Origin of the sequence: Pseudescherichia sp. (assembly GCF_031979925.1) — a bacterium.
Taxonomy (GTDB): domain Bacteria; phylum Pseudomonadota; class Gammaproteobacteria; order Enterobacterales; family Enterobacteriaceae; genus Pseudescherichia.
The window spans coordinates 585,769-612,048 of record NZ_DALZFB010000001.1; the positions used below are offsets into that span (position 1 = coordinate 585,769).

21 protein-coding genes are annotated in these 26,280 nt (G+C 56.3%); 15 read left to right on the top strand and 6 right to left on the bottom strand.

Features of this window, described 5'->3' with window-relative positions; translation table 11 throughout:
* Position 1 precedes the first annotated feature (1 nt).
* Positions 2–508: a hypothetical protein gene (locus RTM13_RS02880; protein ID WP_312209944.1), complete on the top strand. Its 507-nt coding sequence runs from the start codon at positions 2–4 to the stop codon at positions 506–508.
* Positions 474–1,613 carry a hypothetical protein gene (locus tag RTM13_RS02885; RefSeq protein WP_312209946.1) on the top strand — a complete coding sequence of 380 codons (1,140 nt, stop codon included), beginning with the start codon at positions 474–476 and terminating at the stop codon, positions 1,611–1,613. Before RTM13_RS02880 ends, RTM13_RS02885 begins: the two co-directional genes overlap by 35 nt.
* 40 nt (positions 1,614–1,653) lie before the next feature.
* Here the strand turns inward: RTM13_RS02885 and RTM13_RS02890 are convergent, their stop codons facing one another.
* The 3 genes from RTM13_RS02890 to ycgZ all read right to left on the bottom strand — a co-directional run bounded on the left by RTM13_RS02890 (position 1,654) and on the right by ycgZ (position 2,669).
* On the bottom strand, positions 1,654–1,935 hold the full coding sequence (locus RTM13_RS02890; RefSeq protein WP_312209948.1) for a biofilm development regulator YmgB/AriR family protein: 282 nt from the start codon (positions 1,933–1,935) through the stop codon (positions 1,654–1,656).
* 36 nt (positions 1,936–1,971) lie between these two features.
* Complete coding sequence (locus RTM13_RS02895; RefSeq protein ID WP_409456023.1) at positions 1,972–2,364, bottom strand: hypothetical protein; 393 nt, start codon at positions 2,362–2,364, stop codon at positions 1,972–1,974.
* A 65-nt stretch (positions 2,365–2,429) separates the two neighbouring features.
* Positions 2,430–2,669: a regulatory protein YcgZ gene (gene ycgZ / locus RTM13_RS02900; protein ID WP_312209950.1), complete on the bottom strand. Its 240-nt coding sequence runs from the start codon at positions 2,667–2,669 to the stop codon at positions 2,430–2,432.
* Between the two features lie 323 nt (positions 2,670–2,992).
* Between ycgZ and RTM13_RS02905 the strand changes: the two genes are divergently transcribed.
* From RTM13_RS02905 to RTM13_RS02915, 3 genes are all read left to right on the top strand, one after another.
* Complete coding sequence (locus RTM13_RS02905; protein WP_312209952.1) at positions 2,993–4,213, top strand: diguanylate phosphodiesterase; 1,221 nt, start codon at positions 2,993–2,995, stop codon at positions 4,211–4,213.
* 50 nt (positions 4,214–4,263) lie between these two features.
* The gene (locus RTM13_RS02910; RefSeq protein ID WP_312209953.1) at positions 4,264–4,995 is read left to right on the top strand and encodes a MerR family transcriptional regulator; all 732 of its coding nucleotides are present in this window, start codon (positions 4,264–4,266) and stop codon (positions 4,993–4,995) included.
* 94 nt (positions 4,996–5,089) lie between these two features.
* Positions 5,090–7,411 (top strand): FdhF/YdeP family oxidoreductase, encoded by a 2,322-nt coding sequence (locus RTM13_RS02915; RefSeq protein WP_312209955.1) that lies wholly within the window; start codon positions 5,090–5,092, stop codon positions 7,409–7,411.
* Between the two features lie 14 nt (positions 7,412–7,425).
* Here the strand turns inward: RTM13_RS02915 and RTM13_RS02920 are convergent, their stop codons facing one another.
* Together RTM13_RS02920 and RTM13_RS02925 are read right to left on the bottom strand one after the other, a co-directional pair.
* Positions 7,426–8,730, bottom strand: coding sequence for a glycoside hydrolase family 10 protein (locus RTM13_RS02920; protein WP_312209957.1), 1,305 nt, complete (start codon positions 8,728–8,730; stop codon positions 7,426–7,428).
* Positions 8,731–8,737: 7 nt separating this feature from the next.
* Positions 8,738–9,055 (bottom strand): VF530 family protein, encoded by a 318-nt coding sequence (locus RTM13_RS02925; RefSeq protein ID WP_312209959.1) that lies wholly within the window; start codon positions 9,053–9,055, stop codon positions 8,738–8,740.
* 120 nt (positions 9,056–9,175) lie between these two features.
* Here RTM13_RS02925 and RTM13_RS02930 point away from each other — a divergent pair, with 120 nt between their 5' ends.
* From RTM13_RS02930 to RTM13_RS02965, 8 genes are all read left to right on the top strand, one after another.
* Positions 9,176–10,393 carry a nitrate- and nitrite sensing domain-containing protein gene (locus RTM13_RS02930; RefSeq protein WP_312209961.1) on the top strand — a complete coding sequence of 406 codons (1,218 nt, stop codon included), beginning with the start codon at positions 9,176–9,178 and terminating at the stop codon, positions 10,391–10,393.
* Between the two features lie 270 nt (positions 10,394–10,663).
* Positions 10,664–11,923 carry a CmpA/NrtA family ABC transporter substrate-binding protein gene (locus RTM13_RS02935; protein WP_312209962.1) on the top strand — a complete coding sequence of 420 codons (1,260 nt, stop codon included), beginning with the start codon at positions 10,664–10,666 and terminating at the stop codon, positions 11,921–11,923.
* A 14-nt stretch (positions 11,924–11,937) separates the two neighbouring features.
* Positions 11,938–12,840, top strand: a complete 903-nt coding sequence (gene ntrB, locus RTM13_RS02940; RefSeq protein WP_312209963.1) for a nitrate ABC transporter permease — start codon at positions 11,938–11,940, stop codon at positions 12,838–12,840.
* Positions 12,841–12,865: 25 nt separating this feature from the next.
* Positions 12,866–13,663, top strand: a complete 798-nt coding sequence (locus tag RTM13_RS02945; protein WP_312209964.1) for an ABC transporter ATP-binding protein — start codon at positions 12,866–12,868, stop codon at positions 13,661–13,663.
* A gap of 22 nt (positions 13,664–13,685) precedes the next feature.
* A complete protein-coding gene (gene nirB / locus RTM13_RS02950; RefSeq protein ID WP_312209965.1) occupies positions 13,686–17,756 on the top strand; it encodes a nitrite reductase large subunit NirB in 4,071 nt (1,356 codons plus the stop codon).
* Positions 17,753–20,407, top strand: coding sequence for a nitrate reductase (locus RTM13_RS02955; protein ID WP_312209967.1), 2,655 nt, complete (start codon positions 17,753–17,755; stop codon positions 20,405–20,407). Before nirB ends, RTM13_RS02955 begins: the two co-directional genes overlap by 4 nt.
* 64 nt (positions 20,408–20,471) lie before the next feature.
* Positions 20,472–21,221 (top strand): YoaK family protein, encoded by a 750-nt coding sequence (locus RTM13_RS02960; RefSeq protein WP_312209968.1) that lies wholly within the window; start codon positions 20,472–20,474, stop codon positions 21,219–21,221.
* A gap of 301 nt (positions 21,222–21,522) precedes the next feature.
* A complete protein-coding gene (locus RTM13_RS02965; RefSeq protein WP_312209969.1) occupies positions 21,523–24,519 on the top strand; it encodes an RHS repeat-associated core domain-containing protein in 2,997 nt (998 codons plus the stop codon).
* Positions 24,520–24,606: 87 nt separating this feature from the next.
* Here the strand turns inward: RTM13_RS02965 and RTM13_RS02970 are convergent, their stop codons facing one another.
* Positions 24,607–25,230: an NUDIX hydrolase gene (locus RTM13_RS02970; RefSeq protein ID WP_312209970.1), complete on the bottom strand. Its 624-nt coding sequence runs from the start codon at positions 25,228–25,230 to the stop codon at positions 24,607–24,609.
* 297 nt (positions 25,231–25,527) lie between these two features.
* On the opposite strand from RTM13_RS02970, the gene RTM13_RS02975 reads away from it, so the two are divergent.
* Together RTM13_RS02975 and RTM13_RS02980 are read left to right on the top strand one after the other, a co-directional pair.
* Complete coding sequence (locus tag RTM13_RS02975; RefSeq protein WP_312209971.1) at positions 25,528–25,836, top strand: helix-turn-helix domain-containing protein; 309 nt, start codon at positions 25,528–25,530, stop codon at positions 25,834–25,836.
* Positions 25,837–25,960: 124 nt separating this feature from the next.
* Positions 25,961–26,230: a hypothetical protein gene (locus RTM13_RS02980; protein WP_312209972.1), complete on the top strand. Its 270-nt coding sequence runs from the start codon at positions 25,961–25,963 to the stop codon at positions 26,228–26,230.
* Positions 26,231–26,280: the final 50 nt, after the last annotated feature.

Genomic DNA, 26,280 nt, shown 5'->3' on the forward strand with positions numbered 1-26,280 from the left:
GATGGATTACCTCTCCGGAATTATCGTACACACGCCGCTCTGGGTGTGGGCGCTATTTATCTACCTGCTCATACGCGGCATCAAGGCGCGTCAGCCCGCGACCGTAAAGCTAGAGAAGCTGCTGATCGTGCCCGCTATTTTCCTTGTATGGGATCTCTACGATTTAATCGCCTTTCGTCCTCCGACGGTGGGCACATGGACCCTCTGGGTAGTGGGTCTATTAGTAGGTGCCGCCATTGGCTACCAGTTTATCAATCCAAAGCGCATTCAACCTGGGAATGAACCCCGCACGCTGCAACGTCCTGCCGACTACACTGTACTGCCGATGATGATGATCGCTTTTTTGACCAAATATCTCTTTGCCGTACTGACCGCTATCTCGCCCGCCGCGATGGCGCAGCCGGGACTCAACGGATTTGCAATTGTTTCCGGCGGCGTTTTCGCGGGTACATTTATGGGAAAATTTATGCACTATGTTCGCTGCTATGCCTCTTTTAACCAACGTTAATCTCCCTGCCGGGCGTGAAATTCAAACCTGTGAGATTTCACTTGCGGGTAATCCCGATACCGCAGAACAGTTAAAAAGGGTTGAACAGTTTTGCGGCATCGCTGATACGTTGAACCAGGAAGAAAAGAGAAGGGCGATCTATCAATATTTGACGGGGCATCATCCCCCGATGTCAGTCAATGATGCTAAGGCATTAGCCCTGAGCGAAAAGCCGCTTACCGGGCCAGAGCTCGGGCAGGTAGCTCGTCAGCAGAACCTGGAGATCGCTGCGTACCGCGCCACCGTCAACGACTATTTTGCCGATTGCGCTAATAACTGGGAGCACATCATTCCCCAGGAGACGCTGGTGATGCACTACAGCGGGCAGAATAGACAGGCGGCACAGTTCGTTGCGAAGGCTAACGGCATCGTGGCGCATACCGCATTGATCTATTTTGAAAATCAGCGTCGTCACCAGCGTCATACCGGCACCCGCTGGCTAATTATTGATAAGAAAAGCCCTCAACAGGCATTGCCTCTTCCTGCTGGTACCGTGTTTCATCCCTATCTTAATTTTTACTACCATCAACAGGATGGGGAGATGCGGATCTATAACTTCAGGGGCCAACAGTTAAGGAGAGTTAACTGTAGTCCGGAGACTTCTCTCGCCACTATTTTCGATCATGAAGTTGCCCGAAAAAATTACGAAAACACGCAGGCACGCTTGCTCAGAGAGCAGGGGAATGTGGCCTCCGCTATTCAGCTCAATCAGCAGTGCTATGCGGCGGATCCACTGTGGCAGCAGGAGCGGCATAGCGGTAATGAGCCTGATAAGTCCGATGCCGTGGCGGATGTCTCTTACTATCAGGCCATCGCCAGATGTGACAACGTCACCTATATCAGCGGTGTTGATGCTGAGGGACAGGAAAGCCTGACGCTGACCAAGATTACCCTAACAATCGAAGACAAAATCGCGGCGGTAGCAGCAAGGCTCACGGCTACAGTGGGAAGAGAGCCGCAACTTAAGGAGATGAGAGAGGTACTGGAACGATTTGGAATCGGCTCGGGCTGTTCTGGTAGGCCGGGTAAGGCGGAGCCGCCACCCGGCAGAGCCAGCAACGCCTGATGGCGCTGCGCTTATCAGGCCTACATCACTAAACTTAAGCTCAGATGTCATCCATCGTATGGTCGACGACAATCTCCAGCGTTTTACGAATGATATCGCTCTTCACTACGTCGTCAGTGGATTCAATTGCCTGGATGAGATGCAGGATAATCGCTTTATTGGTGAGATGTCCGCCGGAAGCAAGGATCGAACGGACGACTGCACCCAGTACCGTAGATTCATCCGCCAGAACGTCACCCGCATTGCGGAAATAGGCGGAGAGGGCTGTATCGGGCAGCGCTTCAAAAGCGTCTGATGATTGCTGGAGCATAGCCTGAAGCATAAAGTTGTACCGTTAAAGTTAGATAAATGTGTGCAGTCAGTGTTTTTTACTGGTGCCCTGCTGCTGGCTATTGCCAAACAGTTGAAACACGTTGTCGTTCTGTTCGCTATCAGCGTCCTTCTGCTCACGTCCGGCCTGATGGCGCATCGATACTTTTGTATTGTTGTTGATTTCGGCGATAACACGCCCGAGTATCTCACGTCGTCGGCCGTCCGCCTCTTTTGCTTCCATAGACCGCAGCCTCGTGATAAGTGCCCTGGTGTTGACAGGCCCATTCTCACTGAGGAGGGATAAGACGGCTTCTCCAATCAGCTCATCTGTTAATTTTTCAACTTCACTTCTGTTCATAACTGCGTCTCTGCTGCCACGCTGTTCCGCAATGGAAACGCGACATGAGTTTGCGCCTGGTGAAGGCGTCGTTTCTTCCATGAATACCAGCCCACCAAAAGCGACTTTAAAAACTTAACTATCAGTTGCTGTGCATTTGCACGTCCTTAGCGATCAAACAGCAGGCCAATCAGCGTATGGTAATGGCTCTCTTCGTCCGCATCGGACGCTGTTTCAAGGCGACTAAGCAGCTTAGTGCAGATTGCCTTACGGTTCAGGCTCTGGCCACTACTGAGGATTTCAACCACAATCTGACCCAGCGTCTCCTGCTGGCTTGGCAGTGCAGCTTTATTGAAGTACCGGGTAATGGCATTAGCTGTATTCGGAACATAACCGTTCTGCTGCATATGTCACTCCTGTAAAATTCAGTAATTTGTGATAACGAGTACAAAGTTATACAAACTCGGCAAACTTGTACATAGAAACTGTACAAATTTTCGTAATTTATTTTAGATATTTTTGATATATGCTTATTTTCAATGAGTTATGATGGTGATTCGCCAGAACTTCAGAATACTTGTACAGGTATAGCAAAAAGCTGTACCCTGTATTGAGCAGCATACTTATACACGGGAAAGATTGTCTTTAAAATCAGGCACAATCATTACAAGATCTGCGTGCCGTCATTTGCTACTGTGGCTCTCCACACACTTATCTTCCCGGAAAAACTATGCTTACAACCATTATTTACCGCAGCCATCTCTGCGACGATGTACCGGTTAAAATGTTGGAAGAGATGGTAGATGCAGCAAACCAAAAGAATGGCGAGGCCGAAGTAACAGGTATTCTGCTTTTTAACGGTACCCATTTCTTCCAGCTGCTTGAAGGGCCGGAAGAGAGCGTGTTTAAAATTTACCGCGATATTTGCAAGGACACGCGTCACTACAACCTCGTTGAGCTGCTGTGTGACTATGCTCCCTCACGTCGCTTTGGCAAGTCGGGCATGGAGCTCTTTAACTTAAGAGAGTATGACCGGGACGATGTGCTCCAGCGCGTGCTGGATAAGGGCACCTCTAAGTATCAGCTGACCTATGACGACCGTGCGCTACAGTTCTTTCGTACCTTCGTCGAGGAGCGGGAAAAAGAGAACTACTATGAAATTCCACCGGCAGATGCCTGGGATTTCATCTCTGATAACAACGCTACCCGTGCTGAAGCGCAGGCAGCGGATGAAACCGCAGAGTGTAGCTTCGCTTTTCAACCGATGATCGATCCCTTTGCCCGTGAGGTGGTCTCTATTGAAGCTCTGCTGCGTACGCCGGGCGGAGACTTTCCGGAGGCCTGGTTTGCAGGGCTGACGGGAGATGAGGTCTACGAGGCCGACCTGCGCAGCAAAAAAGTGGCCTTTGCCATGGCGGCCGGGCTAAACATCGGTGGGCAGACGCTGTCGGTGAACCTGCTGCCGATGACGCTGGTGAAAGTCCCAGGTGCGGTCGATTTCCTCCTGCAGGAGATTCAGGCCAACGGACTGGTGCCGGAGCAGGTCATCGTGGAGTTTACCGAAAGCGAGGTGATCTCTCGCCTCGAAGAGTTTACCGACGCGGTAAGGCAGCTAAAGGCAGCGGGTATTCGCGTCGCTATCGATCACTTTGGCGCGGGCTTTGCCGGTCTGCTATTGCTGGCGCAGTTCCAGCCGGACAGGATTAAAATTAACCGCGACCTGATCAGAGATGTACATAAAAGTGGACCCCGGCAGGCGATTATCCAGGCCATTATTAAGTGTTGTAGTTCGCTGGAGATCCTGGTTTCTGCCGTGGGCGTTGAGCAGCCTGAGGAGTGGATGTGGCTCGAGTCAGCTGGCATCTCTCAGTTCCAGGGCTACCTGTTTGCCCGTCCCGATTTTGCTGGTATTCCTGCCGTGGCCTGGCCAGAAAAAAGAACGGGTTTATGAGATACTAATATTTGAACATGAGCGTAGCAGCGTTAAGTTTAGGGGAGTTGATGGCCTTTTATAGTATTGGCGATGTAGCTGAAAGATGCGGGATAAACCCGGTCACGCTCCGTGCCTGGCAGCGGCGCTATGGCTTGCTGAAACCGCAGCGCAGCGAGGGCGGACATCGTCAGTTCGATGAGGAAGATATTCAGCGGATCAAAGAGATTAAACGCTGGATTGAGAGCGGCGTCCCGGTGAGTAAGGTTAAGGCGCTGCTGGAAGATAATAAGGTTCTTGCTCACGATGACTGGGCATCTCTGCAGGAAGAGATGATGGCCGTGCTGCGTCAGGTCCGCCCGGCTAAGCTGCGCGCGGCCATTGTCGCGCTCGGGCGTGACCACGCCGTAGACGTCCTCATCGACCATATCTTCGTCCCCGTACGCAAACGTCTCACTCTTGATCAAAACACGGCTCGCACCATGTCCAGCCTGCTGGATGGTGCGATCACCGAGTATGCTGTCTCATGCGTGGTTAACGCGCGGAAAAAAGCGGGCAGGGAAGCGCTGCTGATTGGCTGGGGCAGCGAGGATCGCACCCGACTGTGGCTGGAGGCATGGCGACTGTCGCAGCGGGGCTGGCATATTGACCTGCTGGCAGAGCCGCTGGAGGTGCCGCGCCCGGAGCTGTTCCCCGGCCAGCATATCTTTTTGTGGACCGGCAAAGCGCTGACGCATCGTCAGCAGGAGCAGCTGGAACACTGGCGCGAGCAGGGCTTTACCATGAGTTTTCACGATCCCTAACCGATCCAAATATGGATTTTTGTTCTGATTAGTTCACTTACCCACAATTCCTGTACCAGGCTTACAGAAAAGGCGATAGCAATTGTGGAGCATTATGAAAGAGCAAAATCGTACTATCGGTATCAAACCCTATGGCGGTTCAGCAGGCGGTTGGGGAGCATTAAAAGCCGTCGCCGACGCAATACGCGGCCAGATGTCGGTGAAGCAGGACGTCATTGCCCTGTTCAAAGTTAATCAGCCACAAGGCTTCGACTGCCCAGGCTGTGCGTGGCCCGATCCGCAGCACTCCTCCTCGTTTGAGTTTTGTGAAAACGGCGCGAAAGCCGTCTCCTGGGAAGCCACCAGCAAACGTACCACCCCGGAATTCTTTGCCGCCCATACCGTCAGCGAGCTATGGGAGCGTAACGCCTTTGAGCTTGAGGGCGAGGGTAGGTTGACCCACCCGATGAAATACGACCCCGCCAGCGATACCTACCAGCCCATTGAATGGGAGACCGCCTTCCGGGAGATTGGCGAGCATCTGCGTCGCTATGACGATCCCGACAGCGTCGAATTTTATACCTCTGGCCGCGCCTCCAACGAAGCCGCATTTCTCTGGCAGCTCTTTGCCCGCGAGTATGGTACCAATAACTTCCCGGACTGCTCGAACATGTGCCATGAGCCCACCAGCGTCGGCCTGCCGGAGTCCATCGGCGTAGGCAAGGGAACCGTTGAGCTGGAGGATTTTGACCACTGCGACCTGGTACTCTGTATCGGTCATAACCCCGGCACCAACCATCCGCGTATGCTCGGCACGCTGCGGGAGGTCTCCAGACGTGGCGCGACCATCGTTGCTATCAACCCGCTGCGCGAGCGAGGTCTGGAGCGCTTTACCTCTCCGCAAAGCCCTATCGAGATGCTGTCCCTTAGCTCCACCGAACTGGCGTCGACCTACTACAAGGTACGGGTCGGCGGCGACGCGGCGATGCTAAAAGGGGTGATGAAAATCCTGCTGGCGATGCATGAGGAGGCGAAAGCCAAAGGCGAGCCGGGGGTGATTGACGAGGAATTTATTCGCGAGCACACCCAGGGATTTGAGGCGCTTAAAGCTGACCTCAATGCTACCGAGTGGGCGCATATCCTGAAGGTCTCCGGTATGGAGCGCAAGGAGATCCAGCACGTTGCCCGACTGTATGCCAACGCCGAGCGGACGATCGTCTGCTACGGTATGGGCATCACCCAGCATCAGTACGGCACGCAGAACGTTCAGCAGATCGCTAACCTGCTGCTGATGCGCGGCAACATCGGTAAAAAGGGGGCTGGCATCTGCCCGCTGCGCGGCCACTCCAACGTGCAGGGCGATCGCACCGTGGGTATTACTGAGATCCCCTCCCAGTCGCTGTTGGACAGCATTGAGAAGGTCTTTGGCTTCAAGCCGCCGCAAAAGCACGGTCATGGCGCTGTAGCAGCCATTCAGGCGATGCGCGACGGCCAGGCTAAAGCGCTGCTCTGTCTGGGCGGTAACCTGGCGGAGGCGATCTCCGATCCGCAGGTGACCTTCCCGGCGATGCGCAAGCTCGATCTGGTTGTGCATATGGCGACCAAGCTCAACCGCTCCCACCTGCTGCTGGGCAAGCATAACTATCTTCTTCCGGTACTGGGTCGTACCGAGCGGGATGTTCAGGCCTCCGGTGAGCAGAGCATTACCGTTGAGGACTCCATGTCAATGGTGCATGCTTCTCACGGCTCGCTCAATCCGGCCTCACCGCACCTGAAATCAGAGCCTGCGCTGGTCGCCGCGTTGGCGAAAGCAACGCTGCCGAACACCGTCGTCAACTGGGACAGAATGATCGGGGACTACAGCTTCATCCGCGATGCCATTGAGGCGACCATTCCCGGTTTCGACAACTTCAATGAACGGGTGAAAAAGCCGGGCGGTTTCCGCTTGCGCAATACCGCATCGGAGCGGGTATGGAATACGCCCTCCGGTAAAGCCGAGTTCAAAATTATGCAGGGCATTAATGAAGATCCGCGCTCGCTTAAGTGCCACGATCTGGTGCTGACCACGCTGCGCAGCCACGACCAGTACAATACCACGCTGTATGGCCTGAATGACCGCTATCGCGGCGTTACCGGCAGGCGGGACGTGCTGTTTATCAATCCTGACGAGGCCGAGAAGCGTAACCTGCGGGTGGGCGATCAGGTCAACATCGTCGCGCTGGATCACGAAGGCAACGCCACCGAGCGGCGTATGCACAACCTGACTATCGTGGTGATCGATATGGCCCCGGGTTCAGTAGGCGCCTACTATCCTGAAGCCAACGTTATGGTACCGCTTGACAGCCACGATACCAAAAGCGGGATCCCGGCTTATAAGAGCATCCCAATAGCGATGGAGCGCGTGGAGGCGGTTGCCACCTCCGGCGCGCTTCGCTAATCAACGTTCGCTAATCAACTGCCCCAGCGGCTCCGCAGGTAGTTCACCGCCTGCTGAGCCTGGGGCTGATTGAGGTTGTTCTCCCGGAACAGAATGGTGCCGCCGATCTCTGGCAGAGCATCGTTGAGATCAAGCTGCTTTTTCAGCTCCGGCACGCCGCCGTTAACCGTCCAGTCCGGCTCGGTTTTCGATGGTTCACCCACCTTATACAGCGCCACGCCAATATAGAGGCGCGTATGGGTGGGTTTCACCACGTCCGCCCACCATTTTGCCAGCACATCATAACGCGCTGCGTCTCTGGAGAAGGGCCAGTAGATCTGCGGGGCGATATAATCCACCAGACCTTTTTGCACCCACAGACGCGTATCGGCATAGGACTCATCATAGGCCGCCGCGCCACGCGTATCGGACCCGGCGGGATCGTGGGAGCGGTTGCGCCAGACGCCGCTGGGGCTTACGCCAAACTCCACGTTAGGGTTCAGCTGCTTAATGGTGCGCGACACCTGCTCAATCAGCTGCTGCGTGTTGTTGCGCCGCCAGTCCGCCTTTGAGGCAAATCCGCTGCCATATTTCTGGTAGGTTTGATTATCGTTAAGGGTCGAGCCGGGCGACTCCGTATAGAAGTAGTCATCAAACTGCACGCCGTCTATCGGATAATGGGCTACTACCTCGGCCACGATGCTGGTGATCCAGTCCCGGGCTTCCGGAATGCCAGGGTCAAGCACGTAGCGATCGCTGGAGGTACGGATCCAGTCGCGGTGCAGCACAAAGACGCTGGCCGGGTTGAGCGGCAGGGTACGGTTCAGCTCGGCCACGGTACCGGGTTTCGTATTAGTGGAGACGCGGTAGGGGTTAAACCAGGCGTGAACCTTCATGCCACGCTTGTGGGCCTCATCCAGCATGAACTGCAGCGGATCGTAGCCGGGATCGGTGCCGATAGTGCCGGTAAGCATATCCGACCACGGCAGGATCTTAGAGGGCCAGAGAGCCGTACCGTCAGGCTTCACCTGGAAAAAGACGGTATTGACCCCAAGGCGCTTCAGGTTGTCCAGCTTATCCGTTAACGCTTTCTGCTGCTGGCTGATGCGCAGCGCAGGGCTGGCGGTAACCGACGACGCCGGCGGCCAGTCGAGACGAGAGACCGTCGTCAGCCAGACGCCGCGCACCGGCTCATTACTCCGGGCAGCGCTATCCGGCAGAGGCTGCTTCGTTACGGGCGGAAGCGGGGTAACCAGTGATTTCGGTGGTTTAGAAGAGCAGCTGGCAAGTAAAAGCGCGCAGCCAACCAGTGCGCCTAACCGTGTAATGTGTCGCGCCATCTCTGTTTCAGCTCTTATTCAGGCGGCTATTAGCCCATGGGTTAAAAGCAGGCTCGTCCTGTTTTACCGGGACGGCATCATCCAGTGAATCCCTGTCCAGTGAATCCCTGTCCAGTGAATCTAAGTAGAGTGCTTCGACCTCCGCACGCGCCCACGGCGTACGGCGCAAAAACTTGAGGCTCGATTTTACGCTGGGATCGTTTTTAAAGCAGTTGATATTAATAAGCTTGCTTAGTTCGCTCCAGCCATAGCGCGCCACGAGGGCATTCACCTGCATTTCAAGCGTTACGCCGTGCAAAGGGTCTTTGGATACGTGTGCAGTCATAACCAGTCCGATGGTTTGGGATGTGGTGATTAGGATAGCGGGCGCGGAGTAAAAGGAAAGGGGGAAATGCGGCACGCATCTTGCTTTATTCCGGTATGTTTCCTTAGCGCAGGTACTAACATGCCTCTTTCTGCTCTTGATTTCGTGCTGGCCGCCAGAAAAAGTGAAATTATTGGCCTGCAACAGCTACTGCAAATGAGCAAGCTGGTGGGTGCAATCAGCCAGCTTATCCATGTCCTGCAGCGCGAGCGGGGCACGGCCAACATCTATCTCTGTTCCCAAGGCACTATCTGGGGCGAGAGGCTGAACGAGCGCACGCATCAGGTTCAGCAGGCCGTACAGGCGGTAGACAAGCAGCTTCTGGCTCTGGATCTCGCCGGGCAGCCAATGGCTAACGCATCGCGACTGTTTAGCCGTATTGCCACTGCCCTGCACAGCCTGAGCAGTTTGCCCGCGCTACGGGAGCAGGTTGCAGCGCAGAATATTCAGCAGCCCGAAGCCATGAGCCGCTATAGCGAGGTAATACGCACCCATCTGGCGCTGGTATTCGAAGCCGCCGATACCTCCGGGGATCCCACGGTGTCACGGGCGCTGCTGGCCATGTTCAGCTTTATGCAGGGTAAAGAGCTGGCCGGCCAGGAACGCGCCCTGGCCGCGGCAGGCTTTGCCGCACATCACTTCGATAATAGTGCGCATCAGCAGCTGCTGACGTTGATTGAGGGGCAGGAGCGCTGCTTTAACACCTTTATGGAGTTCGCCGATGAGCGCTCTCTCACGCTGTGGCAACAGCAGCAGCGCGCCGACAGCAGTGAGCTGGAGCGTTTCCGCCGTATTGCCTGCACCTGTACCTCTCCCTCAGGCGAAAGCAATGACATCGCACTGCGCTGGTTTGACATCACCACGGCACGCATTGACGGCATGAAACTCATTGAGGATCGGCTGGAAGAGTGGTTGATGACCTGCTGCGAGCAGCGGATCTGCGATGCTCAACGCTTCGGCGCACGTCAGCAGCAGGAGATTGAGCAGCTGCCGCAGCAGGATAACCACTACGCGGCGCTGATCCCACCCCAGCTCAGTCGTTCCGTGCTTGAGCTTATTGAGCAGCAGTCTCGCCAGCTCCAGGCCCAGGATGCCGAGTTGGCCGCGCTGCGCGCCACGCTAGCTGACCGGAAGCTGGTGGAGCGCGCCAAAGGCCTGCTGATGCAGCACCACGGCATGAGCGAGCCACAGGCTCACAAAACCCTGCGAGACATGGCGATGAAACAGAATAAGAAGCTGGCGGAGATTGCGGAAGCGATGCTCTCCGTCGCGGCAGTGATGAGTAAATCCGCATCATAACACTTAAGGAGTAGCTGCACCGACGGTGTGCAAGTCACAAACCGTTGCGGTGCAGAGTGATCCCTATCCGCCGTCGAGTTTGACTTATTTCCCTGATTTTAAAGGGCAACAGAAGTTGGCACACAAGCTGCATTACTAAAAAGCACATAGTGACTAAGCCAACGGCGGTTTAGTTAGCATTTCGGATAAAGGCGTCCGTTAGCGTTCAGGAGACTGAGCGCTAACTGGACGCTTTTTTTTGCGCATTTTTTCACCATACAGGAAGCCGCAATGAAGCAAGACGATAACAACACCGTGGTGAGTCTCTCCCGTCGCCGATTTCTGGCGAGCAGCGCGCTGCTGGGCGGCAGCATGATGTTACCGGGCTTTATGAATAGCGTCTGGGCGGCGGGTTCTGATGCACCAGAGAAAAAAGAGATCCGCGTAGGCTTTATTCCCTTAACGGACTGCGCCTCGGTGGTGATGGCGGCGGTGAAGAAGTTTGATGAGAAGTACGGGATCAAAATCACCCTCAGCAAAGAGTCCAGCTGGGCGTCGGTGCGCGACAAACTGGTCTCCGGCGAGCTGGATGCCGCCCACGTGCTGTATGGGCTGGTCTACGGCCTTCAGCTCGGCGTCTCCGGCCCGCAGCACGATATGGCGATGCTGATGACCCTTAACAATAACGGCCAGGCGATCACCCTCTCAAACCAGCTGAAAGAGGCGGGCGTGACCGATGCGGCCTCGCTGAAAAAAACCGTCGATGGCAGTCCGAAGGGGACCTACACCTTTGCCCAGACGTTTCCCACCGGCACGCACGCTATGTGGCTCTACTACTGGCTGGCTAACGCCGGGATCCATCCGTTCAACGACGTCCGCAACGTTGTAGTGCCGCCGCCGCAGATGGTGATGAATATGAAGATCGGCAACATGAGCGGCTACTGCGTTGGTGAACCCTGGAATCAGCGCGCCATTCTCGACGGGATTGGCTTCACCGCCGCGACAACCCAGGAGATCTGGCCCGATCATCCGGAGAAAATTCTTGGCACCACCTCTGCGTGGGTGGCCGCTAACCCCAATACGGCCCGCGCCCTGACTGCGGCGGTGCTGGAGGCTTCCCGCTGGATCGACACCTCCGACGCAAACCGGATGGAAACGGCGAAAGCCATAGCAGGACGCGCCTACGTCAATACCTCGCCAGAGACCATTCAGGGGCGGATGCTCGGCGACTATGACAACGGGCTGGGCAAAAAGTGGAAAGACGCCCACGGTATGCGCTTCTTCAACGACGGCGCGGTGAACTATCCGTATCTCTCAGACGGCATGTGGTTCCTGACCCAGCACAAACGCTGGGGACTTATCGATAGCGACCCGGACTATCTGGCCATCGCTAAGAAGATCAACCGCACCGACATCTATAAGCAGGCAGCAGCAGCAGGGGGCATCAATCTGCCCACCAGCGATATGCGCAGCAGCACCCTATTTGACGGCAAGGTGTGGGACGGCAGCAACCCCGCTGAGTACGCCAACAGTTTTGCCATGAAACGCTAAGTGAGGCTAAGACTATGAACACAAAAACTAACGTTGTTGCGCTGGCCACCGAGCCGGAGAGCGCTGAGATCCTGCCCCTGAAGACGGCGAGCCCGACGCCGCAGCCGGAGATAACGAAATCCGCACCTGCGAATAAATTTCGTGAAGCACTACGCGGTGGACTACAAAAAGCGGTGCCCGGTGTGCTGGGGGCAGTTGTGCTGATTACCCTCTGGCAGATCGCCGCCCTCAGCAGCAGCGGTTTTCCTACGCCGCTGAAAACCTGGGAAGCGGCAAGGCTCATCTTCGCCGAGCCGTTTTATATCGCCGGGCCTAATGATATGGGCATCGGCTGGAACGTGCTGGCCTCGCTCAAACGCGTGGCGCTGGGCTTTGGTCTGGCGGCACTGGTAGGTATTCCTCTCGGCTTTCTCATCGGCCGCTTTAGCTTTATCGCTAACATGCTCAACCCGGTCATCGCCTTGCTGCGTCCGGTCAGTCCGCTGGCCTGGCTGCCGATTGGCCTGCTGCTGTTCCAGCGGGCAGAGCCTGCCTCGGCGTGGACCATCTTCATCTGTTCAATCTGGCCAATGATCCTCAACACCGCCGAGGGGGTGATGCGTATTCCGCAGGACTACCTCAACGTGGCGCGGGTGCTAAAGCTGAGCGAGTTCACCGTTATGCGCAAAATCCTCTTTCCCGCCGTGCTGCCGCACATTCTGACCGGGGTTCGCCTGTCGATTGGTATTGCGTGGCTGGTGATCGTCGCGGCAGAGATGCTGACCGGCGGCGTCGGGATCGGCTTCTGGATCTGGAACGAGTGGAACAACCTCAATGTGGAAAACATCATCATCGCCATCCTGCTGATCGGCGTAGTGGGGATGCTCCTGGAACAGGGGCTGATGGCCATTGCCCGCCGTTTTAGCTACGGCAACTAGTCATAAGAACAGTCAGGAGCCAGATATGAAACATGAGAAAGCCATTATCCACGTAGAAAATGTTACCCAACGCTTTCAAACCGCAACGGGGCCATTTCTGGCGCTGGACAACGTCAGCTTTGAGCTTGCCCGCGGGGAAACAGTCAGCCTGATTGGTCACTCCGGCTGTGGGAAATCCACGCTGTTGAACCTGATCGCCGGGCTAAGCCATCCCACAGAAGGCATTCTGCTCTGTGATAACCAGGAGATTAGCGGTCCCGGTCCGGATCGCGGCGTGGTGTTTCAGAACCACTCGCTGCTGCCGTGGCTGACCGCGTTTGAGAACGTTGCCCTGGCAGTAGAGCAGGTCTTCAAAGGCAAGATGAGCAAGAGCGAGATGCAGGCGTGGATCGAACACAATCTCGAGCTAGTGCACATGGGGCATGCGATGCACAAACGTCCTGGGGAGATCTCCGGCGGCATGAAGCAGCGGGTGGGTATTGCCCGGGCATTGGCTATGAAGCCGAAGGTGCTGCTAATGGACGAACCCTTTGGCGCGCTGGATGCCTTGACCCGCGCCCATCTGCAGGATGCGGTGATGGAGATCCAGTCCCGTCTGAATACCACCATTCTGCTGATCACCCACGACGTTGATGAGGCGGTGCTGCTCTCTGACCGGGTAATGATGATGACCAACGGGCCTGCGGCGAAGGTCGGCGAGGTGCTCCATGTCGAGCTGGAGCGTCCGCGTTCGCGGCTGACGCTAGCCAACGACTCGCGATTCCATCACTACCGCCAGCAGGTGCTGCATTTCCTGCATGAAAAACACCGGGCCGTGGCCTGAGAGAGCGGGCGAGGTAAGCAGAATGGATAAACCTGTTCTGGTCGTGATCGGCAACGGTATGGCGGGCGTGCGGCTGGTGGAGAAGCTGTGCGAGCTAGCCCCGGCGCGTTATCGGATCGTGGTCATTGGTAACGAAGCGCGGCCCGCCTATAACCGGATCATGCTTACGCCAGTGCTGGCGGGTGAGAAACGCTTTGCTGACATCATTACCCACGACAGCGCATGGTATGAACGTTACAACGTCACGATGATTGCCGATTCTCCGGTGACCGCTATTGACCGCGAGACACGCACCTTAAGCGTTAACGGACAGCTGCTGGGTTACGATCGTCTGGTTATTGCTACCGGGTCGCTACCTTATATGCCGCCGCTGCCGGGGGCGGATCTGCCGGGTATTCACGGCTTCCGCAATCAGCAGGACGTAGAGAGTATTCTGCACGAGCTTGTTGCAGGGCAACCGGTGGTAGTGATTGGCGGTGGGGTACTTGGCATCGAGGCCGCTGCGGCGCTGGCGCTGCGCAGTATGCAGGTCACTCTTCTTCATCGTGGGCCGCATCTGATGGATCAGCATCTTGACTCCCAGGCAGCAGAGTTGCTGCGCGAGAAGCTAGTGGCACGGGGTATTGAGACGATACTGGCAGCGGAAACGATAGCCTATGGCGCGGACGAAACGGGACGCGTTCAGACCGTTAAGCTCCGCGATGGGCGTGCGATCCCTGCCCGGCGGGTCATCGTTGCCGCCGGTGTGCGTCCGAATATCGCCCTGGCGCAGGCGGCCGGGCTGGATTGCGCCCGCGGCATTCTGGTTAATGACCAGCTGCAAACCTCCGATCCGCACATCTCGGCTATGGGCGAATGTTGTCAGCTAGGTGAGCAGACGTTCGGGCTGGTGGCCCCCTGCTGGCAGCAAGCAGAGACCCTGGCGGCCAGACTGGCTGGCGTTAGCGCACCTCTGCTTGCCGTCCATGACGTACCGCTGCGGCTCAAGGTTACCGGTATTCATCTCTTCTGCGCCGGGACGCTGCATGCCGGGCATGACGCTGAGATCCACACCACCTTCGACCCCTTCGACGGCCACTATCGCCGCCTGCTTATACAGAATAACCAGCTAAAAGGCGTGCTGCTGTGGGGAGACATCAACGATGGACCAGCGTATTTCGCCCGCCTTGGCCATCCCCAGTCAAGCCTGTTTACCCCTGAAAAGCCCATTTCCCTGAAAGAGCCGTTATCCCTTGAGATAGCGAGGAGCAATGTTATGTCAAAACCCGTATTAGTGATGGCCGGACACGGCATGGTAGGCCACCATCTTCTGCAACAGCTGGTCGAGCGCGAACTGCATCTTCACTATCAAATCATTGTCTTCGCCGAAGAGACCAGGCCAGCCTACGACCGGGTGCATCTCTCGGAATACTTCTCCGGCCGCAGCGCTGAGTCGCTGTCGATGGTAGAGAGCGACTTCTTCGCGTCAACCGGTATTGAGCTGCGCCTTGGACACGGCATTGAACATGTCGATCGCAACCACCGTTTTGTGGTGGATAAGCAGGGGCGGCAGACGGCCTATGACGTGCTGGTTCTGGCGACCGGCTCTTATCCGTTTGTGCCGCCCATTCCTGGTAATGATATGCCAGGCTGCCTTGTCTATCGCACTATCGACGATCTTGATGCGATTCAGGCCTGCGCGGAGAAAGGTCGCGTCGGCGTGGTTGTCGGCGGAGGCCTGCTCGGGCTGGAAGCCGCTAATGCGCTGAAGCATCTTGGTCTGGAAACCCACGTCGTGGAGTTCGCGCCGCGGCTGATGGGTGTTCAGCTTGATGAAGGCGGGGCGGCAATGCTGCGCCGTAAAATTGAAGCCCTCGGCGTGCAGGTACATACCAGTAAAGAGACCCGTGAAATTATTCAGGGGGAGGAGAGCCACTATCGGATGGTCTTCGCTGATGGCAGCCATCTGGAGACCGATCTGGTGCTCTTCTCTGCCGGGATCCGCCCGCGAGACCAGCTGGCAAGAGAGTGCGGCCTGGAGGTTGGCCCGCGCGGCGGGATTGTGATTGACGATCGGTGTCGTACGTCCGATCCGGCTATATTCGCCGTCGGGGAGTGCGCCCTGTGGAACGGACAGATTTTTGGGCTGGTGGCGCCAGGTTATCAGATGGCGCGTACCCTGGCGGAGACGCTTGCCGGCGGCGAGGCGGCCTTTAAGGGCGCGGATATGAGCACCAAATTGAAACTGCTTGGTGTCGAAGTGGCATCGGTGGGCGATGCTCATGGCCGCACGCCGGGCAGCGAAAGCTACAGCTGGGTGGATGGCCCGGCAGAGATCTACAAAAAGATTGTGGTATCAGCGGATCGCAAGCGCCTGTTGGGCGCGGTGCTGGTGGGCGACAGCAGTGAATACAGCACTCTGTTGCAGATGATGCTCAACGATATGCCGCTGCCTGCCAGTCCGGAAGGGCTAATTCTGCCCGTCAGCGCGGGCGGTGCGCCCCAGGCGTTGGGTGTCGCGGCGCTGCCGGACGGGGCACAGATCTGCTCCTGCCATAACGTCAGCAAATCCGACATCTGCAACGCCGTAAAGGGCGGCTGCGGCGACATGGCCGGGATTAAGTCCTGCACCAGGGCGGCCACCGGCTGCGGCGGCTGTGCGGCGCTGACCAAACAGGTGATGGAGTTCGCGCTGAGCGAGATGGGTGTCGAGGTGAAAAAGGATATTTGCGAGCACTTCGCTTATTCACGTCAGGAGATCTATCACCTGGTGCGCGTGGGCAACATCCGCAGCTTCGATGAACTTATCAGCAAGCATGGTCAGGGCCACGGGTGTGAGATCTGTAAGCCGTTGGTGGGTTCGGTGCTGGCGTCGTGCTGGAATGATTACCTGCTCAAGCCGCAGCACCTCCCGTTGCAGGACACCAACGATCGCTTTTTTGCCAATATCCAGAAAGATGGCACCTACTCAATAGTGCCACGCATTCCGGCCGGGGAGATCACGCCGGACGGGCTGATCGCCATCGGTCAGGTAGCCAAACGCTACAATCTCTACACCAAAATCACCGGCGGGCAGCGGGTCGATCTCTTTGGTGCACGGGTAGAGCAGCTGCCGGAGATCTGGCAGTTGCTCGTCGATGCCGGATTTGAAACCGGTCATGCCTACGGTAAGTCGCTAAGAACGGTGAAGTCCTGCGTCGGATCGAACTGGTGCCGCTACGGCGTACAGGACTCTACCGCACTGGCGCTACACCTGGAGAACCGCTACAAAGGGCTGCGATCGCCGCACAAAATCAAGATGGCCGTCTCGGGCTGCACGCGGGAGTGTGCCGAAGCGCAGAGCAAAGACGTCGGCGTGATTGCCACTGACAAGGGCTGGAACCTCTACGTCTGCGGCAACGGCGGCATGAAGCCGCGACACGCGGATCTGCTGGCCCAGGACCTGAGCACGGAGGCGCTGATCCGCACCGTGGATCGTTTTCTGATGTTCTATATTCGCACTGCCGACCGTCTGCAGCGTACCAGTACCTGGATGGATAATCTTGAAGGCGGTATGGAGTACCTGCGTCAGGTGGTACTGGAAGATAGCCTGAATATCGCCGCCGAACTTGAAAGCGAGATGCAGGTCGTGGTCGAGACCTATCAGTGCGAATGGCAGACCACGCTAGCGACGCCCGACCGTCTCGCGCTGTTTAAAGCCTTTGTTAACAGTGATGAACAAGTACGGACGGCGCAGGGCTGGGTGGAGATCTGCGACCTGAGTGCGATCCCGGCCAATGCAGGCATGGCGGCCCGGCTAAGCAATCAGCAGATTGCGCTGTTCCATCTGCCGGATCATCCTCAGCAGGTGTTTGCTCTCAGCAACCATGAGCCAAATAGCGACGCCAACGTGCTGGCTCGCGGCATGCTAGGTGATGTGAAGGGTGAGCCGGTAGTGATTTCTCCTCTGTATAAGCAGCGGTTCCGTTTGCGGGATGGCCGCAGCGTAGACGATGAGCAAAGCACGCTCAGCGTCTGGCCGGTGAAAGTGGAGGGCGGACGCGTCTGGGTGCAGGAGCAGCCTGCGAGCCACACGGCCCGGCCCACCGAGATAATCGAGACGGTCAGCCTATGAGCAGCGCGCCGGTTTCAACTACCTGCGCCTACTGCGGCGTAGGGTGTGGCGTAAAGATGCAGCCACAGCAAGAGGGTTTTACCTCCAGCGGCGACGGTGCGCATCCCGCCAATCTCGGGCGGCTATGCGTTAAAGGCAGCGCCCTGGGGGAGACGCTGGATCTGGCGGGGCGTCTGCTGCATCCGGAGATCGAGCGCCAACCGGTAAGCTGGCCGCAGGCTTTAGATGCGGTGGCTCAGGGATTGCAGAACATCATTCATGAGTATGGCCCGCAGGCGGTGGCATTTTACGGCTCCGGCCAGCTGCTGACGGAGGACTATTACGTCGCTAACAAGCTGATGAAGGGATTTATCGGCGCGGGGAATATGGATACCAATTCGCGGCTCTGTATGGCCTCGGCGGTGGTGGGCTATAAACGGGCCTTTGGGGCCGATGCCGTGCCGTGCAGCTATCGGGATTTGGAGCTGGCCGACTGCGTGATCCTCACCGGATCGAACACTGCCTGGGCTCACCCGGTGGTCTATCAGCGACTGGTGCAGGCCAAAAAAGCGCGGCCAGAGATGCGTATTATTGTCATCGATCCGCGCCAGACCGCTACCTGCGACGTCGCCGACCTGCATCTGCCGCTGCGTCCCGGCAGCGATGCCGCGCTGTTTTGCGGGGCGCTGAACGCAATGGCAGAGCGTGGCAGGCTGGACAGTGACTTCCTGGCGCATCACACCCAGGGTGCCAATGAAACGCTTGCGGCGGCAGGTCACTGGACGGAGGCAAAAACCGCTGAGTTCTGTGGCCTGCCGCTGGCGCAGCTGCGGGCGTTTTATCAAATGATTGCCGATAGCGATCGCCTGGTAACGCTCTATTCGATGGGCATCAATCAGTCCAGCTCGGGCGTGGATAAGTGTAACGCCATCATAAACCTGCATTTAGCGACGGGTAAAATAGGGCGCGAGGGGTGCGGTCCATTTTCGATAACCGGTCAACCAAATGCGATGGGCGGCCGGGAGGTAGGCGGGCTGGCGAACCAGCTGGCATCGCATATGGGGTTTACTGCCAACGATATCGAGCGCGTAGGGCGCTTCTGGAAGAGTGACAACGTCACAAAAAACGCCGGTCTTAACGCCGTTGAGCTGTTCCGTGCTATTGAGAAGGGGCAGATAAAGGCAGTGTGGATCATGGGTACTAATCCGCTGGTCTCGTTGCCGGACGCAGATCGGGTACGTGCCGGGCTGGCGCGCTGCCCGCTGGTAATTGTCTCCGACGTCATGCGCGATACCGACACCACCCGTGCGGCCCATATCTGCCTGCCTGCTCAGGCCTGGGGCGAGAAAAATGGCACCGTGACCAACTCTGAACGCTGTATCTCACGACAGCGCGCTTTCCTGCCTGCGCCGGGTGAGGCGAAACCGGACTGGTGGATCCTCACTCAGGTTGCACAGCGGCTGGGGTTTGGTGAGGCGTTTGCGTATCAACATCCGGCGGAGATATTTCGCGAGCATGCGGCACTGTCCGGCTTTGAAAACGACGGCACGCGGGCATTTGATATCAGCGGCCTCGCGCAGATCTCCGATCGGCAGTGGGATGAGCTGTGCCCGGTGCAGTGGCCGGTCAACGCGGCAAACCCACAGGGCAGGGAGCGACTATTTACCGACGGGTGGTTCTTCCATGCTGATGGAAAAGCGCGGCTGATCGCTATTACGCCGCGGCTGCCGCTCAATCAGCCGACGGATGTTTATCCGCTGGTCATGAACACCGGCAGGATCCGCGATCAATGGCATACGATGACCCGCACCGGCAAATCTGCACGCCTGATGCAACATATCAGCGAGCCGTATTGTCAGTTCCATCCTGATGATGCGCCGCACATTCGCGCCGGGGATCTGGTGCGTGTTTCATCATCCCACGGCTGGCTGCTGCTGCGCGCCCAGCCTGATAGCCTGCAACCGCGCGGCAGCGTATTTGTGCCGATGCACTGGAACAGTCAGTTTAGCCAGCAGGCGAGGGTGGACGCGCTCGTTGAGGCGCACACCGATCCGCTCTCCGGTCAGCCGGAGAGTAAACACATGCCGGTTAGCCTGCGTCAATGGCGGGCCGTATGGCAAGGCGAACTGTTGATGCGTGGCAGCCATCTTACGCCGCCCGCCACAGCCTACTGGAGCCGGATCGCGCAGCCAGGCATCACGCATTACGTGCTGGCAGACTCCTCCACGCCTCAGGAGTGGTTGGCGTGGCTCAACGAGTACGTTGATACCGGGCAGTGGACCTGTCAGTCAGCCCGTCTGGGCGATGACGGTTTTAACCTGCTGGCGTGGGCGGACGGCGAGCTACAGCTGGCGTTTTACGCGCACCGCGAACGCCCTGAACTGGAACGGCAGGCGGTAGTGGCTGCGTTCAGCCAGTCTCCGCAGACTGCGCAGCAGCGTCTGGCTCTGCTGGCCGGTAGGGCTGAAAACGGCAAGGCTTCAGCCGGGGCAACGATCTGCAGCTGCTTTGCAGTAGGTGAAGTGACCATTGCTGACGCCGTGCGCCAGGGGTGCGGCAGCGTGCAGCAGCTCGGCGCCAAGCTAAAGTGTGGGACTAACTGTGGCTCCTGTATTCCAGAGCTGAAGAAAATTCTCGCTGAACAGATCTCTTTGAATTCAGGTATGTCTTAGTCGTGAGAGGCTGTAGTTCTGCTAGCTTAATGATTTAGCTGAGGTTGGTAACCGGAGGTTATCTTTGCTGATTAAACTGAAAAGAACACGCTCGCATAATGAGGACCGCAAGTTAGCCCTGTGGTTGGCTACAGCGGCAGGCCTGCTGAATGCTATCGCACTGGGTGCCTTTGGCTTCTTTCCCTCCCACATGACCGGTAATACCTCGCAGCTCTCCAGCGAAGTCTCCAATACGGATTTACGGGACGTGCTGTTTTTTAGCGCTATCATCATCGCCTTTGTCAGCGGGGCGGTGCTTGCCCGCATCATTGTGCTATGGGGGATCGTGCATAACTGCCGACTGATTTTCTGTCAGATTCTATTCGTCGAGGGCATCCTCCTGACCGGGATATCGCTCTATGAGATCTACTTTCATACATTCTCATCGAACCGGGAAATCGTCGTTGTTCTTTGTGGCCTGATGGGCCTGCATAACTCGACCTCCACGCAGCTCTCCGGTGGCCGGGTCAGATCGACACATATTACCGGGACATTAACCGATGCGGGGATCTCGCTGGCGTCGGTGCTGGCAGCCATGCTGCGCCGGGATTTCTCTAAAGATAGCGCCGCGCAGAAAAGCCAGCTTAAGACTCATCTCACAACGATCTTCTCATTTCTAACCGGCGGCATTGCGGGCCTGTTCCTGTTCAGATGGTTTGGCTTTACGGCCATGTCGGCAGTAGGTGTGTTGCTGATGGCGATTGCTGCGCTGTCGATTATTAGCGTCAAGGTTCGGGTCAGGAGAGCGCGCGCGGCTATGCGCGGAGTGTCGTAAGTATTTATGGCTTCAGCGTGCTCTTTTTATTATGCCACCAATAAAAAGAGCACATATCCCTCTTATATTTTTGCCATTATCTTTCTATATATCCGTAGATATCACATCTCAGTGCACCTAATTTCACAATAAACGGTCATTGGTACGCTCTTATAACTCATCTCTCTTGCAGACTGTTGATATTATAAAAAACATAAAAATCAAATAATTATTAAGATTGAAGATTGTGCCAGACTTTTAGCCACGAATAGTATTGGCAGCAAATAAAATAACCAATAAGGCTTATCTGAAGGAGTAAGCTATGAGTAGTACAACTCTTGCCACCGGTACGCCGGTGGTCAGCGTCACCGATAATCGGGGTGTAATGGTACGCACCCTAAACTGGAATCGTAAACTGGCAACCGATCCGCTCTCTTTGCTGGTTAACCACAATCACATTAGCGATGACAGCCGGGTATTACAAAACCGTGACCCGCGCCTTTTTACCGCCTGGGCGGCAGACAATACGGCTCCGGCAAACCTGCGCAGCATTTCCTCGCTGGCAGGCCAGGTACTGCGTCGCGAAAGCACCGACAGCGGCGGGCAGGTGATGCTGTTTGATGCCGCAGGCCGTCCGGTGTGGAGCCGGGACGGACGCGGCACGGTGCAGACCGTAGCGTATGACGAGCCGGGCCGTCCTTCATTCGGCAGTGAGCAACTGAGCGGGAGTGAAATCCGCGTCAGCTGGCGCAGCGACTACGGTGACAGCGGTCCAGCAGATGACGGCTCGCAGGGGAACAACCTGCGTGGCGTCTGCGTGGCGCAGTATGACAATGGCGGCGTGGTTCAGGTGAACTCGGTGGCGCTGAGCGGGGCGCCGCTAAGTCAGGGGCAGCGCTTCCTGGCGTCGGCAGAAGCGTTACCGGACTGGCCGGAGGATGAGGCCGGGCGGGAGGCGCTGCTGGAGGCGGAGACGTATACTACGTCCGTCACCGCCGACGCCCGTGGCGCGGTGCTGAAGCAGACGGATGCGAAGGACCATCTGCAGGCCTGGCGCTATAACGTCAGCGGCGCGGTCTGTCACCAGACGGTGACCCCGTCAGGCGGGAAGGCGCAGACCCTGCTTGACAGCGTCACCTGGAGCGCGGCAGGCCAGGTGCTGGCCGAGTCTGCCGGCAACGGCGTGACCACCACTTACGGCTACGACCCGCAGAACCAGTGGCTTGCCACGATCACGGCACAGCGTGGGGACAGCACCATGCTGCAGGCCCTCAGCTACGGTTATGATAATACCGGCAACGTCACCTCCCTAAGCGACGGCAGCGTGGCATCGCACTACTACCGCAACCAGGCCACGACTGGCACCCGGCAGTTTACCTACGATGCGCTCTACCAGCTGCTGAGTGCCACCGGACGCGAGAACGCGAGCAACACCGGGATGCAGTACAGCAGTCTGCCCGTGATGTCAGACGACAGCCAGTACGTGAACTATACCCGCAGCTATACGTATGATGACAGCGGCAACCTCGCCACCCTGGCGCACACCGGGGCAGCCAGCTTCACCCGCACCATGACCACGGAGAGCATCTCCAACCGCAGCGTGCAGCAGAACGATGGCGGAGCGCAGACGCCGGATGAGGTGGCAGACTGGTTCGACGCTAACGGCAACCTGCTGACGCTCCAGCCCAGCGCGTCGGGAAGCACCCCACTGACCTGGGACGGCAGCAATAACTTACGGCGGGTAACTATTGTGAGCCGCAGCAGCGACGACAACGACCGGGAAATCTACCAGTACAGCGGCAGCCGCCGGGTACGCAGGCAGACCCGGACCCTGGTGAACAGCGGTAGCGGGCTGTGGAATGTGGACGAGGTGCGCTACCTGCCGGGGCTGGAGCTGCGCAAAAGCTGGCAGGAGACCGCGGGCAGCAGCGCCGCGCCGTCGCTGACGGAGGATCTGCACGTCATCACCGGCCAGGCGGGCCGGGCGGGTATCCGGGTGCTGCACTGGGAGACGGGCAGACCACAGGAGATTGCGGCCAACGACCAGGTGCGCTGGAGCGTGGACGACAATATCGGCTCGCTGGCGCTGGAGCTGGACAGTGAAGGGCAGCTTATCAGCCGGGAGGAGTACTATCCCTTCGGCGGCACGGCGGTGTGGGCGGGGCGCAACGAGGTGGAGGCCAGCTACAAGACCGTGCGCTACTCGGGCAAGGAGCGGGACGGTACCGGGATGTACTACTACGGCCACCGCTACTATGCCCCGTGGCTGTGCCGCTGGGTGAGCGCTGACCCGGCAGGCGAGGTGGACGGGTTGAATCTGTACCGGATGGTAAGAAATAATCCGGTCAGCCTGAAAGATATTGGTGGGATGGTTCCTGTAGTTGATGAGAATGCAGATGGAAAGAGCTTTAGTGACAGGCTTGCAATGTTTCAACAACAAGGTGGCAACGGAGGGGGGGCATCAGGCCCATCGGTACGGCCCAAAGTCCCTCCGCGTCCTGTAAAAGCATCAACATCAACGCCATCAGCGGCTATACCGGTACAACAGTCAGCCCCACCGGTAATGCCTGCCGACACAGCTGATGAGCCGCTCCCTGGCCCATCATCGGCGCCTGCCAGAAGCCTAAGAAGTCAGCCTAAATCGGCGGAGGACGTTTTTGACAGGTACGGGCCCGGTTATGACGCTGAAAACAGAACATATCCTTTTGAGATGATGGATGAAATTACTCAAAATCAACTTAAGTATTCAAATGCATCTTTACCAGCAAAAAGCCTTGAAAAAATAGCTAACATGAAGTTTACGCTTCGGCATTATACATCAGCCCCAACGGGGCAGGCACCGTCCTTTAATGAAATTGCCACCAATATGGACCTGGTAAAAAAAGGGGTTAAATCTCTTTCACGATCGAGTACTAGTAATACCAACGAGGATGACTGGCGCAGACTGGGGAATACCGGGTTTACATTTTTCCTTCTATCAATAAATGGAGAGGTGGCCAACAGAAAGTTCCTTGCTAATTCAACGCACTATGCAGAATTCAGTATTGATGAACTTATTCAAGCGCTTGGTCCGGACACGGAGTTTTTTGCCAGCGCAGATTTACTCCATGCGGGTCCTCTCAGTAATGTCAAGGCAATAAAAGGTAAAGTAGGTAATTTAAAATCGCTGCTTGCAGCAGCGGCAGGAATTTCTCCGGTAGAGATTGGAAGGCTAGATGCGAAAGCGCTGCTAAGTAGAATAGATGCAGCGTTTGGTAATACTCTTGAAATCAAAATCCCAGGCAATGTTAAACTAACAGGCGCCTGGAACAAAGTTTAAACGCATAGACTAACCGTTTACTGGAAGAGAATAGAGTACACCGTCAAAAGATGTTATGGCGGTGTACTCTTAATGCCGGCACATTTGCTAGTCGAACCACGTCGGACGGTCTGACATTGCAATCTCCATACTCGTTTTAATTTGTTCAGGAACGATCCTTGTTAGCGACAGCTCCGGCAGCTCGTTAATATCAAAAAAGCCAATATCGGTGGATTCGTGGCTTAAGGCTAGGCTACCGCCGGTTTCCTCACACAGGAAGATATGTTTGTAAACATGCCAGGGGTAGGGTGGATGTCCATTAAGGTTGCGATCCCACACGCCCAGCAGTTTTGTCACTTTTACGCTGAGCCCGGTCTCTTCTTTAACTTCCCGGCTCACGGCGATAGATGGCGTATCGCCCACATCGGCCCAACCGCCGGGCAAACTCCATAAACCATCGTCAGCTTCGCGAACCATCAGAACTTTGCCTTCGCGAAGGATGAATGCGCGAACATCCGTTTTCGGCGTTGCGTAGCCAACTTCAGAAACGTGATTCCACGTCTTAGCGTCAATATCAAAGCGGGAGCCGATCAGCTCAACGGCCATTTGCTGAAGGGTTTCATAACGTTCACGATCGAAAACATCTTTTGCATAAGTGAGTCCAGTCTGGGCGATAGCGTTGAGCTGTTGTGCGAGGACAGTGATATCAATAACTTTCAAATCTTTCGGCATAGATCTTTCCTCAGGCTTGTCGTTATAGTTCGTTCGAGTCATGGCAAAGAAAGGAGATGATAGTCATGTTGGGCTGCCGAAGAGAAGGGGAAGAATGCTGATTTTAAAGAATTCACCGGGAATGATAAGTAGCCTATGGGAACTCAATATCCAATTTAACATAATATACATTATGCGCACCAAGGTTGTAGAGGCTTAATGCTAATGTCTATTTGTGGCTCATTAGGAATGTCCGGGTTATAGCTTCAAAGCTGCTTGACTAGACAACGACTCACTTTTCCTGATGAGGAGTTTTCTATGTCTGTACATGCCGCCGGGATGTTCACCGTGAAAGAAATCAACCGCCTAGAAATCCTTCAGGATGTCATCGATCGCAATCTGCGGCCTGGTCAGGCTACCGACATGCTCGGTATCACGCCGCGTCATTGCAGTCGCCTGCTAAAACGTTATCTCCAGCCCTGGCGGCCGCCTGGCATGAATAACCAGAGTCGCGGCCGTGCCAGAAACCGCCTGCTGCCCGCATCACTGACTGAGTTGGCATTAAATATCATTCGAGAACGCTCGCCGATTTTGGCCCCACACTGTTTACGGGTACGGTACAGTTAGCCTTACCGCTGTATCCCGCTCGAATAGTCAGCCACTTGTGTAGGGTTTAAATCGACGAGATACTCGCGACAGGAGATTTCTTGTTCGTCAGCGATGCCATTGTTCTTTATCAGGAAGGTGATGAGTGGAAGATATACTTTTTGTGATGAGCTGGATTAAAGATCATCATGTTGTGTCATTAACTTTTGGAGTTTTATCCGCAATTTTATGGATTAAATCTGCCACAGCAAAAGTTGAGTTAGGCAAAAAAATTGTCATGGTCACATATGAAAATCCCGAACTTAATGTAAATCTCCATGATTTCTTTGCCACCGCGCGGCTTCAATCAAAGTACAATTCATTTGCGGCATTGTCTGCGGCTGCAACAGCGCTATTCCAGATTCTTGGTTTGTAATGCTGACCTGTCACCCATTGATTAATACCCGGTGGGGTTGGCCATGTCCG

Bases quoted from the DNA above. Each gene is read 5' to 3' on its own strand.
- RTM13_RS02970 (WP_312209970.1), bottom strand. From the start codon at position 25,230: ATGCCGAAAGATTTGAAAGTTATTGATATCACTGTCCTCGCACAACAG.
- RTM13_RS02905 (WP_312209952.1), top strand. From the start codon at position 2,993: ATGCTTACAACCATTATTTACCGCAGCCATCTCTGCGACGATGTACCG.
- nirB (WP_312209965.1), top strand. From the start codon at position 13,686: ATGGATAAACCTGTTCTGGTCGTGATCGGCAACGGTATGGCGGGCGTG.
- ntrB (WP_312209963.1), top strand. From the start codon at position 11,938: ATGAACACAAAAACTAACGTTGTTGCGCTGGCCACCGAGCCGGAGAGC.
- RTM13_RS02910 (WP_312209953.1), top strand. From the start codon at position 4,264: ATGGCCTTTTATAGTATTGGCGATGTAGCTGAAAGATGCGGGATAAAC.
- RTM13_RS02945 (WP_312209964.1), top strand. From the start codon at position 12,866: ATGAAACATGAGAAAGCCATTATCCACGTAGAAAATGTTACCCAACGC.
- RTM13_RS02920 (WP_312209957.1), bottom strand. From the start codon at position 8,730: ATGGCGCGACACATTACACGGTTAGGCGCACTGGTTGGCTGCGCGCTT.
- RTM13_RS02895 (WP_409456023.1), bottom strand. From the start codon at position 2,364: ATGGAAGAAACGACGCCTTCACCAGGCGCAAACTCATGTCGCGTTTCC.
- RTM13_RS02930 (WP_312209961.1), top strand. From the start codon at position 9,176: ATGCCTCTTTCTGCTCTTGATTTCGTGCTGGCCGCCAGAAAAAGTGAA.
- RTM13_RS02975 (WP_312209971.1), top strand. From the start codon at position 25,528: ATGTCTGTACATGCCGCCGGGATGTTCACCGTGAAAGAAATCAACCGC.
- RTM13_RS02890 (WP_312209948.1), bottom strand. From the start codon at position 1,935: ATGCTTCAGGCTATGCTCCAGCAATCATCAGACGCTTTTGAAGCGCTG.
- RTM13_RS02925 (WP_312209959.1), bottom strand. From the start codon at position 9,055: ATGACTGCACACGTATCCAAAGACCCTTTGCACGGCGTAACGCTTGAA.
- ycgZ (WP_312209950.1), bottom strand. From the start codon at position 2,669: ATGCAGCAGAACGGTTATGTTCCGAATACAGCTAATGCCATTACCCGG.
- RTM13_RS02885 (WP_312209946.1), top strand. From the start codon at position 474: ATGTTCGCTGCTATGCCTCTTTTAACCAACGTTAATCTCCCTGCCGGG.
- RTM13_RS02955 (WP_312209967.1), top strand. From the start codon at position 17,753: ATGAGCAGCGCGCCGGTTTCAACTACCTGCGCCTACTGCGGCGTAGGG.
- RTM13_RS02915 (WP_312209955.1), top strand. From the start codon at position 5,090: ATGAAAGAGCAAAATCGTACTATCGGTATCAAACCCTATGGCGGTTCA.
- RTM13_RS02965 (WP_312209969.1), top strand. From the start codon at position 21,523: ATGAGTAGTACAACTCTTGCCACCGGTACGCCGGTGGTCAGCGTCACC.
- RTM13_RS02935 (WP_312209962.1), top strand. From the start codon at position 10,664: ATGAAGCAAGACGATAACAACACCGTGGTGAGTCTCTCCCGTCGCCGA.
- RTM13_RS02880 (WP_312209944.1), top strand. From the start codon at position 2: ATGGATTACCTCTCCGGAATTATCGTACACACGCCGCTCTGGGTGTGG.